Source organism: Phytopseudomonas straminea (genome assembly GCF_900112645.1).
Classification (GTDB): Bacteria; Pseudomonadota; Gammaproteobacteria; order Pseudomonadales; family Pseudomonadaceae; genus Aquipseudomonas; species Aquipseudomonas straminea.
This window is the reverse complement of the sequence record NZ_FOMO01000004.1, coordinates 491,735-507,665: the sequence shown is the minus strand read 5'-3', so window position 1 is coordinate 507,665 and position 15,931 is coordinate 491,735. Positions and strand designations below refer to the sequence as shown.

Here is a 15,931-nt window from a genome sequence, read left to right as displayed (position 1 = left end):
TGCCATAAAGGATTGATTATTTTTCCTATATAGGAATTAATATCATTATCTTTTGAGGGTTCGCCATGAGATTTCGTTCGAGCACTACGCCTTGTCTGGATTGCTGGCACTGGCTGGGATTCAGGATCCGCTGCGCGCTGCTGCCAGACGAGCCGCGACTGCTGGAACTGCACTGGGCGCAGGGCCGCCAGCTGGTCGAACACGGGCGTCTGTGCCCCTGGCGGATGTCGCTGACCACTCTGACCTTGCTCATGGACACCGCCTGCGACACGGCACTGCCCTGGCACTGGCGCAGTGTCTGTCTGGATCACGCCTATCGCTCGCTCTACGCCCTGCAGCATCTGGCGGTCGACCGCGAGCAGCAGCGCAGCCTGATTAGCGCGCGCAATCGCCTGTCCACCTTGCGCATGCAGCCCTCGCTTTCGATCTCCGAACTGGCAGAAGGAAACCCCTATGAATAATTTCCACAGCGACACCCGTATCGAGCGCGACAGCATGGGTGAGCTGGCTGTGCCCGCCGCAGCGCTGTATGGCGCCCAGACCCAGCGTGCGGTCAATAACTTCCCCGTTTCGGGGCAGGCCATGCCCGAGGCGTTCATCCGTGCCCTGGTGCTGGCCAAAGCGGCCGCCGCTCGCGCCAACGTCGACCTGGAGCAGATCCTGCCGGCTCAGGGCGATGCCATCGTCGCCGCCTGCCAGCAATTACTGGCTGAAGACTTCATGCAGCATTTCCCGGTGGATGTGTTTCAGACCGGTTCCGGCACCAGTTCCAACATGAACGCCAACGAGGTGATCGCCACCCTGGCCACGCGCATTCTGGGCGAGCCGATTAACCCCAACGATCACGTCAACTGCGGCCAGAGCAGCAACGACATCATTCCCACCACCATCCATGTCAGTGCCGCCATCGAGGTCAGCGAGAAGCTGCTGCCCGCGCTAGGGCATCTGCTCGAAGTGCTGTGCAACAAGTCCTTGGCAGTGCAGCCCTACGTGAAGACCGGCCGTACTCACCTGATGGATGCCATGCCCGTGCGCATGAGCCAGGTGCTCGATGGCTGGGCCCAGCAGATTCAGGCCAACATCCAGTTGCTCACTGGGTTGCTGCCGGCGCTGCAAGCGTTGGCCCAGGGCGGCACCGCCGTGGGCACCGGCATCAACGCCCATCCCCGTTTCGCCGAGCTGTTCTGTCAGGAGCTCAATGCCCTGACTGGCCGGCAGTTCACGCCGGGCACCAATTTCTTTGCCCTGATCGGCTCCCAGGACACCGCGGTCGCGCTCTCCGGTCAGCTGAAGACCACTGCCGTTTCGCTGATGAAGATCGCCAACGACCTGCGCTGGATGAACTCGGGGCCCCTGGCCGGCCTCAGCGAGATCGAGCTGGAAGCCCTGCAGCCCGGCTCGTCGATCATGCCCGGCAAGGTCAATCCGGTGATCCCCGAAGCCACCGCCATGGTCGCCGCGCAGGTAATCGGCAACGACGCTGCCATCGCCGTGGCCGGGCAGTCCGGCAACTTCGAGTTGAACGTCATGCTGCCGGTCATCGCCCATAACCTGCTCGGCAGCATCGAGCTGCTGGCCAATGTCAGCCGTCTGCTGGCCGATCGCGCCATCGCCAGCTTCAAGGTCAACGAACCCAAGCTCAAGGAAGCGCTAGGGCGCAATCCGATTCTGGTCACCGCGCTCAATCCGCTGATTGGTTACCAGAAAGCCGCGGAAATCGCCAAGAAGGCCTACCGCGAAGGTCGGCCGATCATCGATGTGGCCGAAGAAATGACCGAACTCGGTCGCGCCGAGCTGGAGCAGTTGCTCAACCCCGAGCGGCTCACCCAAGGCGGTCTTTAAGCGCTGCGTTTGTCAGCCGGGAGAGGGCAGATCATGGAGCAGTGGAAACGACTCATCGAGACCGGTAACCGCTACTTCGCCGAAGGCTCCTGGGTCGAGGCGCGTGAGCAGTACCTGCAGGCGCTCGCCCTCGCTCAGGTGCTGTTCGAACGCTGGCGTGATGCCGATGCGGCGGTGGCGGCGTTCGTCGTCTCGCAGCACAACCTTGCCGACCTGCAATTGACCATCGGCCATCCCGAGAGCGCGGCCGAGCATCTATGTGCCTGCCACGAGCACCTGCTGCACTGCATGGCGAGCGGACAGCTGTCGCCTGCGCTGTGTCAGGCGGCCCTGCATCACAGTCGGCGCAGCTACTCGGGGGTGTTGAACTTTGTCGCCGAGCACGGAGCCTACCCCCGTACGGAGCGATTGCTGGGTGCCCAGGCGTCCGGCGATGTGCCAATGGCAGTGCGCTCGGCGCCTGTCAGTCGTCAGTACCATTAGAGGAGTGAAATGATGCCGTACAGCCTGCCTGCTTTGCCCTATGCCTACGAAGCTCTGGAGCCGCATATCGATGCGCAAACCATGGAAATCCACCACAGCAAGCATCACCAGACTTATGTCAACAACCTCAATGCCGCGCTGGAAGGCAACCCGCTCGGCGAGCTGCCTGTCGAAGAGCTGCTGACCCGTCTCAAGGAGGTGCCGGAAGACAAGCGTGGTGCCGTGATCAATAACGGTGGCGGGCACGCCAACCATTCGCTGTTCTGGACGGTGATGAGCACCAGCGGCGGCGGTGAGCCCCAGGGCGATCTGAAAGCCGCCATCGACAGCCAGTTGGGCGGCTTCGAGGCCTTCAAGGAAGCCTTCACCAAGGCGGCACTGACCCGCTTCGGCAGCGGCTGGGCGTGGCTCAGCGTAACGCCAGAGAAGAAGCTGGTGGTCGAGAGCACCGGCAACCAGGACAGCCCGCTGATGAACGGTAATACGCCGATCCTCGGTCTGGATGTGTGGGAGCACGCCTATTACTTGCGTTATCAGAACCGTCGCCCGGAATACATCAGCGCGTTCTATAACGTGGTGAACTGGGCGGAGGTCACCCGTCGCTATCAGGCCGCGCTGGCTTGATCCAGCGCTTGGAGAGTATTCCATGAGCCCATTGCATGAGCTGATCGTGGCCAACCGCCGCTCGCTGCGTTATGCGCTGGGCTTCATGCTGGTGTTTGCGGGCGGGCTGATCATCGCCGTCAAGATCCTCGACGGCGCCACGGCCTGGTTCTTCTGAGCGCCCACGTCGAGGGGCGTGGTGGTTACTCGCCTTCGTCGAAGTAATTGTTGATCAGATCGACCAGCGCCTGCATCGCTTCGTCTTCCCGTTCACCGTCGGTCAGCAGGTGCACATTGGTGCCCTTGCCAGCGGCCAGCATCATCACCGCCATGATGCTTTTGCCGTCGACCATCGATTCGGCGCTACGACCAATCTTGATCTGGCACGGAAAGCGCCCCGCGACGCCGACGAACTTGGCAGCTGCCCGGGCGTGCAGGCCGAGCTTGTTGATGATGGTGATTTCACGGGCGGGCATCGCGGCAATTCCTTAACTGAGGTCGCGGTGGCGAATCTGAACGTTCTTCAGCAGCGGCTTGAGGGCCTGGCCCAGGCGATTGGCCAGATAGACGGAGCGGTGATGGCCACCCGTGCAGCCGATACCTACCGTCACGTAGGAGCGATTGCTGGCGGCGAAGCGCGGTAGCCATTTGTGCAGGTAGGTGTAGATGTCCTGGTACATCTCCTCGACGTCCGCCTGGGCCGACAAGTATTCCTCCACGGGCTGCTCCAGGCCGGTGAAGTCACGCAGCTCGGGTTTCCAGTAGGGGTTTGGCAGGCAGCGCACGTCGAACACCAGATCGGCATCCACCGGCATACCGCGCTTGAAGCCGAACGACTCGATCAGATACGCGGTGCCAGGCTCCGACTGGTTGAGCAGGCGCAGCTTGAGCGTATCGCGGAGCTGGTAGAGATTCAGGTGCGTGGTGTCGATCTTCAGGTCGGCCCGGTCGATGATCGGGCTGAGCAGCTTGACCTCGGCCACCATGGCCTCGGCCAGCGAGCGCTGGTCATTGGTCAGCGGGTGCCGGCGACGCGTCTCTGAGAAACGCTTGAGCAGGGTTTCTTCGCTGGCGTCGAGGTACAGCACGTCGCACTGGATATTGCGTGAGCGGACCTCGTCGAGCAGTTCGGAGAAGCGCCTGAGCTGGCTGGGCAGGTTGCGCGCATCGATGGACACGGCCACTTGCGGATGCAGAAGTTCGGAATGGGGCAGTGCGCGTTCTGCCAGCTCGGGTAGCAGGCCGGCCGGCAGGTTGTCGATGCAATAGAAACCGTTGTCTTCGAGCACGTCGAGCGCCGTGCTCTTGCCCGAACCGGAGCGACCACTGACGATGATCAGGCGCATGGCTCACCCTCGCAGGCTATTGGCCGTTCTGGACGTCGACGACGGTCTGGTATAGGGATTCGCTGTCTTGAGCCTGGCGAAGCCGTTCGCGGACATCCTCGCGGTCGAACATGCTGGCGATCTGGCGCAGCAGCTCGAGGTGCTCGTCGGTGGCCGCTTCGGGTACCAGCAGCACGAAGAGCAGGTCGACAGGGGCGCCGTCGATGGCATCGAAGTCGACGGCAGTGCTCAGCTTGAGCAGCGCGCTAATCGGCGTACTGCAACCGGGCAGGCGGCAGTGGGGAATGGCGATGCCATTGCCGAAGCCGGTGGAGCCAAGCTTCTCGCGGGCAATCAGGCTTTCATAGATGATCTGGCCGTCGAGATCGGGCAGGTCACGCGCGATCACGCTGGCTATCTGTTCGAGGACACGCTTCTTGCTGCCGCCCGGCACGTTCACCAGGGAACGGCCGGGGGTCAGGATGGTTTCAAGTCGGATCATAGGAGAAGGACGAACTCAGCGGGCCATTGCGCCCTGCTGGCGATCGAGCTGTTTTTCCTTGTGCTTGATAAGTTGGCGATCGAGTTTGTCGGTGAGTAGATCGATGGCTGCGTACATGTCGTCGTGCTCGGCATTGGCCACCACTTCGCCTCCTGCGATGTGCAAGGTGGCTTCGACTTTCTGCTTGAGTTTCTCGACCTCCAGGATGACCTGCACATTGGTGATCTTGTCGAAGTGCCGCTCGAGGCGCTCGAGCTTCTCTTCGATGTAGCTGCGTAGTGCGTCTGTCACATCCAGCTGGTGTCCACTGATGTTGACTTGCATACCGCTTCTCCTTGTTGCCGTGTGTGAGTGGCGGGTATCGAACCCACCGCAGGAACACTGGGGCGTCGCTTTCGCTACAAGGGCTCCCTTACATCAGTCGCTTGCGTTCGCTCGAAGGCGCTATACCGAGCGATTCACGGTACTTGGCGACTGTGCGGCGCGCCACTTGAATGCCCTGTGCTTCCAGTAAACCAGCGATCTTGCTGTCGCTCAATGGCTTTTTCGCATTTTCCGCTGCGACCAGTTTTTTGATGATCGCGCGGATCGCGGTCGACGAACATTCGCCGCCTTCGGAGGTGCTGACGTGGCTGGAGAAGAAGTATTTCAGCTCGTAAATGCCACGCGGGGTATGCATGTATTTCTGGGTGGTGACGCGGGAGATGGTCGACTCGTGCATGCCCACCGCCTCGGCGATGTCGTGCAGCACGAGAGGCTTCATTGCTTCGTCGCCGTAGTCGAGGAAACCGCGCTGGTGTTCGACGATCTGCGTGGCGACCTTCATTAGGGTTTCGTTGCGGCTCTGCAGACTCTTGATGAACCAACGTGCTTCCTGCAACTGATTGCGCATGAAGGTGTTGTCGGCACTGGAGTCGGCGCGCTTCACGAAGCCGGCGTACTGGGCGTTGACGCGCAGGCGTGGCATGGCTTCCTGATTGAGCTCGACCAGCCAGCGGTCGTTGTGCTTGCGCACGATCACGTCCGGCACCACGTATTCCGGCTCGCTGGATTCGATCTGCGAGCCTGGGCGGGGGTTGAGGCTTTGGATCAGCTCAATGACCGGGCGCAGCTCATCTTCCTTGAGCTTCATGCGGCGCATCAGCTGGCTGTAGTCACGGTTGCCGAGCAGATCCAGGTAATCACTGGTCAGGCGCTGTGCTTCCTTGAGCCAGAGCGTGGAGGCAGGCAGCTGGCGCAGTTGCAGGAGCAGGCATTCGCGCAGATCCCGCGCACCGATTCCCGAGGGCTCGAACTGCTGGATGCGGCGCAGCACGGCTTCGACTTCATCCAGCTCGACGTCCAGCTCCGGATCGAAGGAGTCGACGATTTCCTCGAGAGTTTCTTCCAGGTAGCCTTGGTCGTTGATGCAGTCGATGATCGTGACGGCGATCAGGCGGTCCTTGTCGGACATGGGCGCGAGGTTGAGTTGCCAGAGCATGTGGCTCTGCAGGCTCTCACCTGAGGACGTACGGGTAGTGAAGTCCCATTCATCATCGTCGTTGCTAGGCAGACTGCTGGCGCTGGTCTGATAGATGTCTTCCCACGCCGTGTCGACCGGCAGCTCGTTGGGAATGCGCTCGCCCCATTCGCCGTCTTCCAGGTTGTCGACGGTTTGTGGGGCTTCCTGGAAGCTCGGCTCCTGAAAGGTTTCTTCCTGAGCAGCAGTCGCGGTGGCGCTTTCGGCGCCATCGGCCATCGGGTCGGAATTGTCGAAGTCTTCGCCTTCTTCCTGACGCTCCAGCATCGGGTTGGATTCCAGCGCCTCCTGGATTTCCTGTTGCAGGTCCAGGGTCGACAGTTGGAGCAGGCGAATGGCTTGTTGCAGCTGCGGTGTCATCGTCAGCTGCTGGCCCATTTTCAGGACTAGCGATGGTTTCATTGCAGACCTTATCCGGCGTCTGTACGTAATCCACGACAGGGCGACGAAGCGCCACTAGGAAGCAAATTATATGCCTGAGTCCGAGCGCTTTGCCTAGGCCCTGTTACCATTTCGTTGCCGCCAGGGTAACGGGCCTTTGCAAAGGATCATGAGGAGCTGTCCGCTAGAGGCGGAATTCGTGGCCCAGATAGACTTCCTTGACCACCTGGTTGGCGAGAATCGCCTCTGAATCGCCTTCGGCGATCAGTTGACCATCATTGACGATGTAGGCGGTTTCGCAAATGTCCAGGGTTTCGCGCACGTTGTGATCGGTGATCAGCACGCCAATGCCTTTGGCCTTGAGGTGGTGAATGATCTGCTTGATGTCACCGACGGAAATCGGATCTACGCCAGCGAAGGGTTCGTCCAGCAGGATGAATTTTGGCGAGGTGGCCAGGGCGCGAGCGATTTCCACCCGGCGACGTTCACCGCCGGAGAGGCTCATGCCCAGGTTGTCGCGAATGTGGGTGATGTGGAATTCCTGCAGCAGGCCTTCGAGCTCCTGCAACCGCTGCTCGCGGTTCAGGTCCTTGCGGGTTTCCAGGATCGCCATGATGTTGTCGGCGACGCTGAGTTTGCGAAAGATCGAGGCTTCCTGGGGCAGGTAGCCGATCCCTGCGCGCGCGCGGCCGTGCATCGGCTGATGGCTGACGTCCAGATCGTCGATCAGTACGCGGCCCTGATCGGCCTGAACCAGGCCGACGATCATGTAGAAGCAGGTGGTCTTGCCGGCGCCGTTAGGACCGAGCAGACCGACGATCTGGCCGCTGTCGATGCTCAGACTGACGTCGCGCACAACCTGGCGACCCTTGTAGCTCTTGGCCAGGTGCTGGGCTTTCAAAGTTGCCATGGTTATTGGCCCTGCTCGGCAGCCGGGGCTGCCTTTTTCTGCGGCTGAATCACCATGTCGATGCGTGGGCGCGGGCTCGACACGTTGGTGCCGGTGGCGCGACCAGCGTTGACGATCTGACGGCGCGTGTCATAGACGATCTTCTCGCCTTCAAAGGTGTTGCCTTCCTGTACGACCTTGGCCTGGTCGATCAGCACGATGCGCTCATTGGCCGCGAAGTACTGGATGGTCAGGCCGTATGCCTTAACGATCTGCTTGTCGACCGCCGGCTTCTGCTCGTAATAGGCCGGTTTGCCCACCGAGGTGAACACGTCGACATCGCCCTGGGCATTCTGGGTGATGGTCACCGTATCGCCGGTGATCTTCATGGTGCCCTGGGTGATGACCACGTCGCCGCGGTACACCGCGACGCCTTGTTTGTCGTCCAGTTCAGCGCTGTCGGCCTGCACGCGGATCGGCTGATCGCGGTCACTCGGCAGAGCCCAGGCGCTTACGCTTCCAAGCGTGGCGCCGAGGCTGAGAAGTAGGGGGAGGGTTTTAACGAACCTCATGCTGGCCTCTTACGTTGGACTGCAGGATCATCCTGCCGTCATTCAAGTACGCTTTCATTCCTTGTGCCGTGGTCACCCCATTGGCCGCGTCGATTCTAACGGCTTGCTGGGTCTGCGCATATTCCTTCTGTGGGAATACGGTCAGGCGGCTGGTGGTGAGTATAGTGGGGCGGCCCTTTTCGTCCGTGCGCTCGACGCGTACCTGTTCGATCAGCTCGACTTCGTTGCCGTCAGGGCCGACTTCGCCACGGGCGCTGCGCACCTTCCAAGGCAGGTCGGTGCCGCGAAACAGGTTCATGCGCGGCTCGGTCAGCAGGGTGGTGTCGGTGCTCTGCACGTGCTCGAGCTTTTCGCTGGTCATGTCGTTCTGCACCCGACCGTCAGGCAGGTACTGAATGCTGCGCGCATTGAGCGCATAAAAGTCGATCGGGTTTTCTGGCCCGGTGTGTTGCGGTGTACCGGAAAAGCTGTCCGGGTTGATGTTCCAATAGCCGGCCGCGACCACCAGCAGGGCGCCGAAGGTCAGCAGAACGGGAGTGAGGAGTTTGCGCAGCATTGTCAGGCCCTAGAGGTAGGCAGACTGGGCGGCGTCGAGCGTGCCCTGTCCGCGCATGATCAGTTCACAGAATTCACGGGCAGCGCCTTCACCGCCTCGTGCGCTTGTTACGCCGTGGGCATGCTCACGAACGAATTCGTTGGCGTTGGCCACAGCCATACCCAGGCCGACGCGGCGAATCACTGGCAGGTCCGGCAGATCATCGCCCAAGTAGGCGACCTGCTCGTAGCTCAGGCCCAGTTCGGCGAGCAGCTCGTCGAGCACGTCGAGCTTGTCCTCGCGACCCTGATACAGGTGCTGGATGCCGAGGTTCTGGGCGCGGCGTTCCACTACCGGGGTCTTGCGGCCGGTGATGATGGCGGTGCGCACGCCGGAGTTGATGAGCATCTTGATGCCCTGGCCATCGAGCGTATTGAATGTCTTGAATTCGCTGCCATCGACGAGAAAGTACAGTTTGCCGTCGGTCAGCACACCGTCGACATCGAAGACCGCAAGTTTGATCGCCTGAGTGCGTTTCAGTAGATCGCTCATCACATGACCCCCGCGCGCAGCAGGTCGCCCAGGTTGAAGGCGCCGATCGGAAAGCCCTTGGCGTCGATCACCACCAGCGCGCTGATCTTGTTGTCTTCCATGATCTTCAGGGCCTCGGCGGCAAGCATGTCGGCGCGGGCGGTCTTGCCGTGGGGGGTCATGACGTCGTCGATGCGCGCATCGCGTACGTCGATACCTTTATCCAGGGCTCGGCGCAGATCGCCGTCGGTGAAGATGCCGGCCAGGCGGCCATCGCCTTCCAGTACGGCGGTCATGCCCAGGCCCTTCTGGGTCATTTCCAGCAGTGCATCGCGCAGGCTGGTGCCGCGCTTGACCTGAGGCAGGCTGTCGCCGGCATGCATGACGTTCTCGACCTTGAGCAACAGGCGGCGGCCCAGGGCACCACCCGGGTGCGAGAAGGCGAAGTCTTCGGCGGTGAAACCGCGGGCTTCGAGTAGGGCGATGGCCAGGGCGTCGCCCAGTACCAAGGCGGCAGTGGTCGAGGAAGTTGGCGCCAGGTTAAGCGGGCAGGCTTCCTTGGCGACGCGGGTATCGAGGTTGACTTCGGCGGCCTTGGACAGCGGCGACTCGGGGTTGCCAGTCATGCTGATCAGGGTGATGCCTAGGCGCTTGATCAGCGGCAGCAGGGTGACGATTTCTGCGGTGGAGCCCGAATTGGAGAGCGCCAGCACCACGTCGTCACGGGTGATCATGCCCATGTCGCCGTGGCTGGCCTCGGCCGGATGCACGAAAAAGGCGGTGGTGCCTGTGCTCGCCAGGGTTGCAGCGATCTTGTTGCCGATATGCCCGGACTTGCCCATACCCACTACGACCACGCGGCCCCTGCTGGCTAGAATCAGCTCGCAGGCCTTGACGAAATTGGCGTTGATGCGAGGCAGCAGCTCCTGAATTGCCTCAATCTCGAGGCGAATGGTGCGCTGTGCGGAATCAATCAGGTCGGAGGTCTGGTTCATGCTCGGCTTGGACTGTTCTGATAAAAGTCCAAGATTATAGCGGGAAAGCCTTGGTGACTCATCACCCATGCAGTGGCTCATAAATGGCAAGGCTGTCACAACGTTGAACGCTAGGGCTGCCGAGCTTTGGTGGCCAAATGGGCAAGTGCTATAGTCCGCAGCCGTTTGAGAGGGCGAACGGAGTGCCCTTGTCCCGATCCCGGGCGTCTGATTAGGAAGGCAGTACGCAATGGAGTTCCGATGAGCGCGGAAAATCAGTACGCGGTCGAGCTTAAGAACGTAAGTTTTCAGCGCGGCGAGCGACACATCTTCAAGAACGTCGATATCTGTATCCCGCGGGGTAAGGTCACCGGGATCATGGGGCCGTCCGGCTGTGGCAAGACCACGCTGCTGCGCCTCATCGCCGCTGAGCTGCGTCCCAGCGCCGGCGAGATTCGGGTCAATGGCCTGAACCTGCCCGACCTGTCGCGCAGCGAGCTGTTCGACATGCGCAAGCAGATGGGCGTGCTGTTCCAGAGCGGCGCGCTGTTCACAGACCTCGACGTATTCGAGAACGTGGCGTTTCCGCTGCGTGTGCACACCCAGCTGCCTGAAGAAATGATTCGTGACATTGTTCTGATGAAGCTGCAGGCCGTTGGCTTGCGTGGCGCCATCGAGCTGATGCCTGATGAACTCTCCGGTGGCATGAAGCGTCGCGTGGCGCTGGCGCGGGCAATCGCCCTGGATCCGCAGATTCTCATGTATGACGAGCCGTTCGTCGGTCAGGACCCGATCGCTATGGGCGTGCTGGTGCGCTTGATCCGCCTGCTCAACGATGCGCTGGGCATCACCAGCATCGTGGTTTCCCATGACTTGGCCGAGACGGCCAGCATCGCCGACTACATCTATGTGGTAGGCGACAGCCAGGTGCTGGGCCAGGGGACGCCGGCCGAGCTGCGTGACTCGGATAATCCGCGAGTGCGTCAATTCATGCAGGGAACGCCGGATGGCCCGGTTCCCTTCCATTTCCAAGCGCCGAATTACCACGACGATCTACTGGGAGGGCGCTGATGCGCAGGACATCTTCACTCGAACGCGTGCGCCTGTTCGGACGGGCGGGTATCGATGTGGTCGCCGCGCTGGGGCGTTCGACTATCTTTCTGCTGCGCGCGCTGTTTGGCCGGGGTACCTCGGGCAACGGCCTGCAGCTGTTGATCAAGCAGCTGTATTCGGTGGGCGTGCTGTCGCTGGCGATCATTATCGTCTCGGGTGTATTTATCGGCATGGTGCTGTCGCTGCAGGGCTTCAGCATTTTGGCCAAGTACGGCTCCGAACAGGCGGTGGGACAGATGGTTGCTCTGACTCTGTTGCGTGAGCTGGGGCCGGTGGTGACCGCGCTGCTGTTCGCCGGGCGTGCCGGCTCGGCGCTTACTGCCGAGATCGGCAACATGAAGTCCACCGAGCAGTTGTCCAGTCTGGCGATGATCGGTGTCGACCCGCTCAAGCACATCGTCGCGCCACGCTTGTGGGCCGGCTTCATTTCCATGCCGCTGCTGGCGATGATTTTCAGCGTGGTCGGCATCTGGGGCGGCGCGATGGTCGCCGTGGACTGGCTGGGCGTTTACGAAGGCTCGTTCTGGGCCAACATGCAAAACAGTGTTTCTTTCCGCGAAGACGTGCTCAACGGTGTGATCAAGAGCATCGTCTTCGCCTTCGTGGTGACCTGGATCGCCGTGTTCCAGGGTTACGACTGCGAAGCCACTTCCGAAGGCATCAGCCGTGCGACCACTCGCACCGTGGTGTATGCCTCGCTGGCCGTACTGGGCCTGGACTTCATTCTGACCGCTTTGATGTTTGGAGATTTCTGATGCAAAACCGCACGATGGAAATCGGTGTCGGCATGTTCCTGCTCGCCGGCTTGCTGGCCCTGTTGCTGCTGGCTTTGCGAGTCAGTGGTCTGGCGCCGGGTAGCAGCGTCGATACCTACAAGGTGTACGCTTATTTCGACAACATTGCCGGCCTGACCGTGCGCGCCAAGGTGACCATGGCGGGCGTCAATATCGGTCGCGTCACGGCCATCGACCTGGATCGCGACAGCTACACCGGACGCGTAACGATGGAACTCGACCACGCTGTAGACAATCTTCCGGTGGACTCCACCGCGTCGATCCTGACCGCTGGTCTGCTTGGCGAGAAGTATGTGGGGATCAGCGTCGGTGGCGATGAACAGTTGCTGGCCGATGGCGGAACCATCCACGACACCCAGTCTTCCCTGGTGCTTGAAGACCTGATTGGCAAGTTCCTGCTCAATTCGGTCAACAAGGATCAGCAAAGCCAATGAGGTACCCGATGATGATCAAGACCCTGCGCAACAGCCTCGTCGCAATGCTGGCCGCTCTGCCTTTGCTGGCCATGGCCGCGCCTGCCGCCCACGAAGTGGTACAGAAAACCACTGACACCCTGCTGGCAGATCTGAAAGCCAACAAGGACGAATACCGCAAGAACCCGGACGCTTTCTACAAGTCGCTCAACGAGATTCTCGGCCCTGTGGTGGATGTCGACGGTGTTGCGCGCAGTGTGATGACCGTGCGTTATTCCCGTGAAGCCACGCCCGAGCAGATGACCCGTTTCCAGGAAAACTTCAAGCGCAGCCTGATGCAGTTCTATGGCAACGCGCTGCTGGAATATAACAATCAGGACATTCGCGTGATTCCCGCTTCCGGCAAGCAGGACCCGCAACGCACCTCGGTGAACATGGAAATCCGTGACGGCAAGGGCACCGTATACCCGCTGTCGTACACCATGGTCGCGATGGACGGCACCTGGAAGCTGCGTAATGTGGTGATCAACGGCATCAACGTCGGCAAGCTGTTCCGTGACCAGTTCGCACAATCGATGCAGAACAATCGCAATGACCTCGACAAGGTCATCGACAGCTGGGCCGACACCGTCGCCAGGGCCCGCCAGGCCCGGGGTGCGCAGTGAGTTCGGCAGCCATCATCGAGCAGGCGCCGGGCGTGCTCGCCCTCAGTGGCGTACTCGATTATCAGAGCGGCCCGGCCTTGCGCGAGCAGGGCGGGCGGCTGATTCGTAACCTGCAGGGCCCCGAGTGCGTGATCGATTGCTCGGCGGTGGAGAAATCCAGTAGCGTCGGCCTTTCACTGCTGCTCTGCTACATGCGTGATGCGCGCGCGGCCGGCAAGCAGCTGAGCGTACGCGGGCTGCCTCAGGACATGAGTGGCATCGCCAAGGTCTGCGAGTTGCAGCACGTACTGCCGGTTCCCGCCTGAGCAGCCATCGGGCACTTGTCTTAGCCTGTGAAGTCGAACTGCAGCGGTAAATCGCCGCTGGCAATTTTTTGGTATGATGCCGGCCCCATGCCTCCAGGCCAATGATCACCGGCTGCCTGGGTACCGGCTCACGCTTTACACAGATGTCGCCTGGCGACGTCCATGCCTATTGAACACGTTGATCGAGGTTGAGCATGCAGGCCCTTGAGGTAAAAAGTTTCTTGGAGACCAAACTGCCGGATGTCCAGGTAGAGGTCGAGGGCGAAGGCTGCAATTTCCAGCTCAACCTGATCAGCGACGAGTTGGCCGGCCTCAGCCCGGTCAAGCGTCAGCAACAGATCTACGCTCACCTCAACCCGTGGATCGCCGATGGCAGCATCCACGCCGTGAGCATGAAATTCTTCAGCCGTGCCGACTGGGCCGCGCGTTCCTGAGACGACGAATTAGCTATGGATAAATTGAGCATTACCGGCGGCGTCCGTCTCGACGGCGAAATCCGCATTTCCGGTGCGAAGAACTCCGCACTGCCGATCCTCGCTGCCACCCTGCTGGGTGACGCGCCGGTGACCATCTGCAACCTGCCGCACCTGCACGACATCACCACGATGATCGAGCTGTTCGGCCGCATGGGCATCGAGCCGATCATCGATGAGAAACTCAGCGTCGAAGTCGACGCGCGCACCATGAAGACCCTGGTCGCGCCTTACGAGCTGGTGAAAACCATGCGCGCCTCGATCCTGGTGCTCGGCCCCATGGTCGCGCGTTTCGGTGAGGCCGAGGTGGCGCTGCCGGGTGGTTGCGCCATTGGTTCGCGTCCGGTCGACCTGCACATCCGTGGCCTCGAAGCCATGGGCGCGATCATCGACGTCGAAGGCGGCTATATCAAGGCCAAGGCGCCCGAAGGCGGCCTGCGCGGTGCGCACTTCTTCTTCGACATGGTCAGCGTGACCGGCACCGAGAACATCCTGATGGCCGCCACCCTGGCCAAGGGCCGCACCGTTCTGGAAAACGCCGCGCGTGAACCGGAAGTGGTGGATCTGGCCAACTGCCTGATCGCCATGGGCGCCAAGATTCAGGGCGCCGGTACCGACACCATCACCATCGATGGTGTCGAGCGCCTGCATGGCGCACGTTTCAACGTGATGCCCGACCGTATCGAAACCGGCACCTACCTGGTTGCCGCTGCCGCCACCGGTGGCCGCGTCAAGGTCAAGGACGCCGATCCGAGCACGCTGGAAGCCGTCCTGGCCAAGCTGCAGGAAGCAGGTGCCGAGATCACTACCGGCGCCGACTGGATCGAGCTGGACATGAAGGGCAAGCGTCCGAAGGCCGTGAGCCTGCGTACCGCACCGTACCCGGCTTTCCCGACCGACATGCAGGCGCAGTTCATCGCCCTCAACGCCATTGCCGAAGGTACTGGCACGGTCATCGAAACCATCTTCGAAAACCGCTTCATGCATGTATACGAAATGAGCCGCATGGGCGCGCATATCCAGGTCGAGGGCAACACGGCCATCGTCACCGGCGCGCCGCAGCTCAAGGGTGCTCCGGTGATGGCCACCGACTTGCGTGCTTCGGCAAGCCTGGTCATCGCCGCGCTGGTCGCCCAGGGCGACACCGTAATCGATCGCATCTACCACATCGACCGTGGTTACGAATGCATCGAGGAAAAACTGCAATTGCTGGGGGCGAAGATTCGCCGCGTGCCGGGCTGACCACATGCTGACCATTGCCCTGTCCAAAGGCCGTATTCTCGATGACACCCTGCCGCTGCTCGCGGCTGCAGGCATCGTGCCGACCGAGAATCCGGACAAGAGCCGCAAGCTGATCATCTCCACCACCCAGGACGATGTGCGCCTGCTGATCGTGCGTGCCACCGATGTGCCGACCTACGTCGAACACGGCGCCGCCGACCTCGGCGTAGCTGGCAAGGACGTGCTGCTCGAGTACGGCGGCCAGGGGCTCTACGAGCCGCTGGACCTGCGTATCGCCCGCTGCAAGCTGATGACCGCCGGTGCCGTAGGCGCGCCCGAGCCAAAGGGCCGCCTGCGTGTGGCCACCAAGTTCGTCAACGTCGCCAAGCGCTACTATGCCGAGCAGGGCCGTCAGGTCGACATCATCAAGCTGTACGGCTCCATGGAGCTGGCGCCGCTGGTAGGCCTGGCCGACAAGATCATCGACGTGGTCGACACCGGCAATACCCTCAAGGCCAACGGCCTGGAAGCCCAGGAGCTGATCGCTCACATCAGCTCGCGACTGATCGTCAACAAGGCCTCCATGAAAATGCAGCACGGCCGCCTGCAGGCCCTTATCGACACGCTGCGTGAAGCGGTCGAGAGCCATCATCCGCATTGACCTTCTCTCGCGTGGCCTAGCCGCCACGCACTGCCTATCCGTGTCATAGCCAAATTCTCAGGTGCCCGCACGGTGGGCTTGCTACTCTAGCGGCGCCTGAGAATACCGCCATCCAGATGAGGCTTCAGCT

The 15,931-nt window shown here is 61.4% G+C and carries 23 protein-coding genes; 13 read left to right on the top strand and 10 right to left on the bottom strand.

The features are described from left to right. Positions 1 to 65 precede the first annotated feature (65 nt). The 5 genes from BM279_RS23595 to BM279_RS23685 are packed head-to-tail and all read left to right on the top strand — an operon-like array spanning position 66 to position 3,106. A complete protein-coding gene (locus BM279_RS23595; RefSeq protein ID WP_244154158.1) occupies positions 66 to 461 on the top strand; it encodes a FagA protein in 396 nt (131 codons plus the stop codon). Beyond that, a complete protein-coding gene (fumC, locus tag BM279_RS12905; RefSeq protein ID WP_093504216.1) occupies positions 454 to 1,842 on the top strand; it encodes a class II fumarate hydratase FumC in 1,389 nt (462 codons plus the stop codon). The genes BM279_RS23595 and fumC overlap by 8 nt, the downstream gene beginning before the upstream one ends. Before the next feature lie 33 nt (positions 1,843 to 1,875). After that, a complete protein-coding gene (locus BM279_RS12900; protein ID WP_093504215.1) occupies positions 1,876 to 2,325 on the top strand; it encodes a hypothetical protein in 450 nt (149 codons plus the stop codon). A 12-nt stretch (positions 2,326 to 2,337) separates the two neighbouring features. After that, complete coding sequence (locus BM279_RS12895) at positions 2,338 to 2,949, top strand: superoxide dismutase (protein ID WP_093504214.1); 612 nt, start codon at positions 2,338 to 2,340, stop codon at positions 2,947 to 2,949. A 22-nt stretch (positions 2,950 to 2,971) separates the two neighbouring features. Continuing rightward, complete coding sequence (locus tag BM279_RS23685) at positions 2,972 to 3,106, top strand: hypothetical protein (protein WP_013792764.1); 135 nt, start codon at positions 2,972 to 2,974, stop codon at positions 3,104 to 3,106. A 25-nt stretch (positions 3,107 to 3,131) separates the two neighbouring features. Here the strand turns inward: BM279_RS23685 and BM279_RS12890 are convergent, their stop codons facing one another. The 10 genes from BM279_RS12890 to BM279_RS12845 all read right to left on the bottom strand — a co-directional run bounded on the left by BM279_RS12890 (position 3,132) and on the right by BM279_RS12845 (position 10,177). Then, positions 3,132 to 3,404 carry an HPr family phosphocarrier protein gene (locus tag BM279_RS12890; RefSeq protein ID WP_093504213.1) on the bottom strand — a complete coding sequence of 91 codons (273 nt, stop codon included), beginning with the start codon at positions 3,402 to 3,404 and terminating at the stop codon, positions 3,132 to 3,134. A 12-nt stretch (positions 3,405 to 3,416) separates the two neighbouring features. After that, positions 3,417 to 4,274, bottom strand: a complete 858-nt coding sequence (rapZ, locus tag BM279_RS12885; RefSeq protein WP_093504212.1) for an RNase adapter RapZ — start codon at positions 4,272 to 4,274, stop codon at positions 3,417 to 3,419. A 16-nt stretch (positions 4,275 to 4,290) separates the two neighbouring features. Beyond that, positions 4,291 to 4,755: a PTS IIA-like nitrogen regulatory protein PtsN gene (gene ptsN, locus BM279_RS12880; RefSeq protein WP_093504211.1), complete on the bottom strand. Its 465-nt coding sequence runs from the start codon at positions 4,753 to 4,755 to the stop codon at positions 4,291 to 4,293. Positions 4,756 to 4,770: 15 nt separating this feature from the next. Further along, the gene (gene hpf, locus BM279_RS12875; RefSeq protein ID WP_013792760.1) at positions 4,771 to 5,079 is read right to left on the bottom strand and encodes a ribosome hibernation-promoting factor, HPF/YfiA family; all 309 of its coding nucleotides are present in this window, start codon (positions 5,077 to 5,079) and stop codon (positions 4,771 to 4,773) included. A gap of 88 nt (positions 5,080 to 5,167) precedes the next feature. After that, positions 5,168 to 6,676, bottom strand: a complete 1,509-nt coding sequence (locus BM279_RS12870) for an RNA polymerase factor sigma-54 (protein WP_093504210.1) — start codon at positions 6,674 to 6,676, stop codon at positions 5,168 to 5,170. 163 nt (positions 6,677 to 6,839) lie between these two features. Continuing rightward, positions 6,840 to 7,565 (bottom strand): LPS export ABC transporter ATP-binding protein, encoded by a 726-nt coding sequence (gene lptB / locus BM279_RS12865; RefSeq protein ID WP_093504209.1) that lies wholly within the window; start codon positions 7,563 to 7,565, stop codon positions 6,840 to 6,842. Positions 7,566 to 7,567: 2 nt separating this feature from the next. After that, positions 7,568 to 8,116, bottom strand: a complete 549-nt coding sequence (lptA, locus tag BM279_RS12860; RefSeq protein WP_093504208.1) for a lipopolysaccharide transport periplasmic protein LptA — start codon at positions 8,114 to 8,116, stop codon at positions 7,568 to 7,570. Then, positions 8,103 to 8,672 (bottom strand): LPS export ABC transporter periplasmic protein LptC, encoded by a 570-nt coding sequence (gene lptC / locus BM279_RS12855; protein ID WP_093504207.1) that lies wholly within the window; start codon positions 8,670 to 8,672, stop codon positions 8,103 to 8,105. The genes lptA and lptC overlap by 14 nt, the downstream gene beginning before the upstream one ends. A gap of 9 nt (positions 8,673 to 8,681) precedes the next feature. Then, a complete protein-coding gene (locus BM279_RS12850; protein WP_093504206.1) occupies positions 8,682 to 9,203 on the bottom strand; it encodes a KdsC family phosphatase in 522 nt (173 codons plus the stop codon). Next, complete coding sequence (locus BM279_RS12845) at positions 9,203 to 10,177, bottom strand: KpsF/GutQ family sugar-phosphate isomerase (protein WP_093504205.1); 975 nt, start codon at positions 10,175 to 10,177, stop codon at positions 9,203 to 9,205. The genes BM279_RS12850 and BM279_RS12845 overlap by 1 nt, the downstream gene beginning before the upstream one ends. Before the next feature lie 240 nt (positions 10,178 to 10,417). Between BM279_RS12845 and BM279_RS12840 the strand changes: the two genes are divergently transcribed. The 8 genes from BM279_RS12840 to hisG all read left to right on the top strand — a co-directional run bounded on the left by BM279_RS12840 (position 10,418) and on the right by hisG (position 15,801). After that, on the top strand, positions 10,418 to 11,227 hold the full coding sequence (locus BM279_RS12840) for an ATP-binding cassette domain-containing protein (protein WP_093504204.1): 810 nt from the start codon (positions 10,418 to 10,420) through the stop codon (positions 11,225 to 11,227). After that, entirely contained in the window at positions 11,227 to 12,024 is a 798-nt protein-coding gene (mlaE, locus tag BM279_RS12835; RefSeq protein WP_013792752.1) for a lipid asymmetry maintenance ABC transporter permease subunit MlaE, read from the top strand. Before BM279_RS12840 ends, mlaE begins: the two co-directional genes overlap by 1 nt. Then, entirely contained in the window at positions 12,024 to 12,497 is a 474-nt protein-coding gene (mlaD, locus tag BM279_RS12830; RefSeq protein WP_093504203.1) for an outer membrane lipid asymmetry maintenance protein MlaD, read from the top strand. Before mlaE ends, mlaD begins: the two co-directional genes overlap by 1 nt. An 11-nt stretch (positions 12,498 to 12,508) precedes the next feature. Beyond that, positions 12,509 to 13,141: an MlaC/ttg2D family ABC transporter substrate-binding protein gene (locus tag BM279_RS12825; RefSeq protein ID WP_093504291.1), complete on the top strand. Its 633-nt coding sequence runs from the start codon at positions 12,509 to 12,511 to the stop codon at positions 13,139 to 13,141. Then, positions 13,138 to 13,446: an STAS domain-containing protein gene (locus BM279_RS12820; RefSeq protein ID WP_093504202.1), complete on the top strand. Its 309-nt coding sequence runs from the start codon at positions 13,138 to 13,140 to the stop codon at positions 13,444 to 13,446. Before BM279_RS12825 ends, BM279_RS12820 begins: the two co-directional genes overlap by 4 nt. 194 nt (positions 13,447 to 13,640) lie before the next feature. Continuing rightward, entirely contained in the window at positions 13,641 to 13,880 is a 240-nt protein-coding gene (locus BM279_RS12815) for a BolA family protein (protein ID WP_013792748.1), read from the top strand. Positions 13,881 to 13,895: 15 nt separating this feature from the next. Next, entirely contained in the window at positions 13,896 to 15,161 is a 1,266-nt protein-coding gene (gene murA, locus BM279_RS12810) for a UDP-N-acetylglucosamine 1-carboxyvinyltransferase (RefSeq protein WP_027903674.1), read from the top strand. A 4-nt stretch (positions 15,162 to 15,165) separates the two neighbouring features. Beyond that, a complete protein-coding gene (gene hisG, locus BM279_RS12805) occupies positions 15,166 to 15,801 on the top strand; it encodes an ATP phosphoribosyltransferase (RefSeq protein ID WP_093504200.1) in 636 nt (211 codons plus the stop codon). Positions 15,802 to 15,931 lie beyond the last annotated feature (130 nt).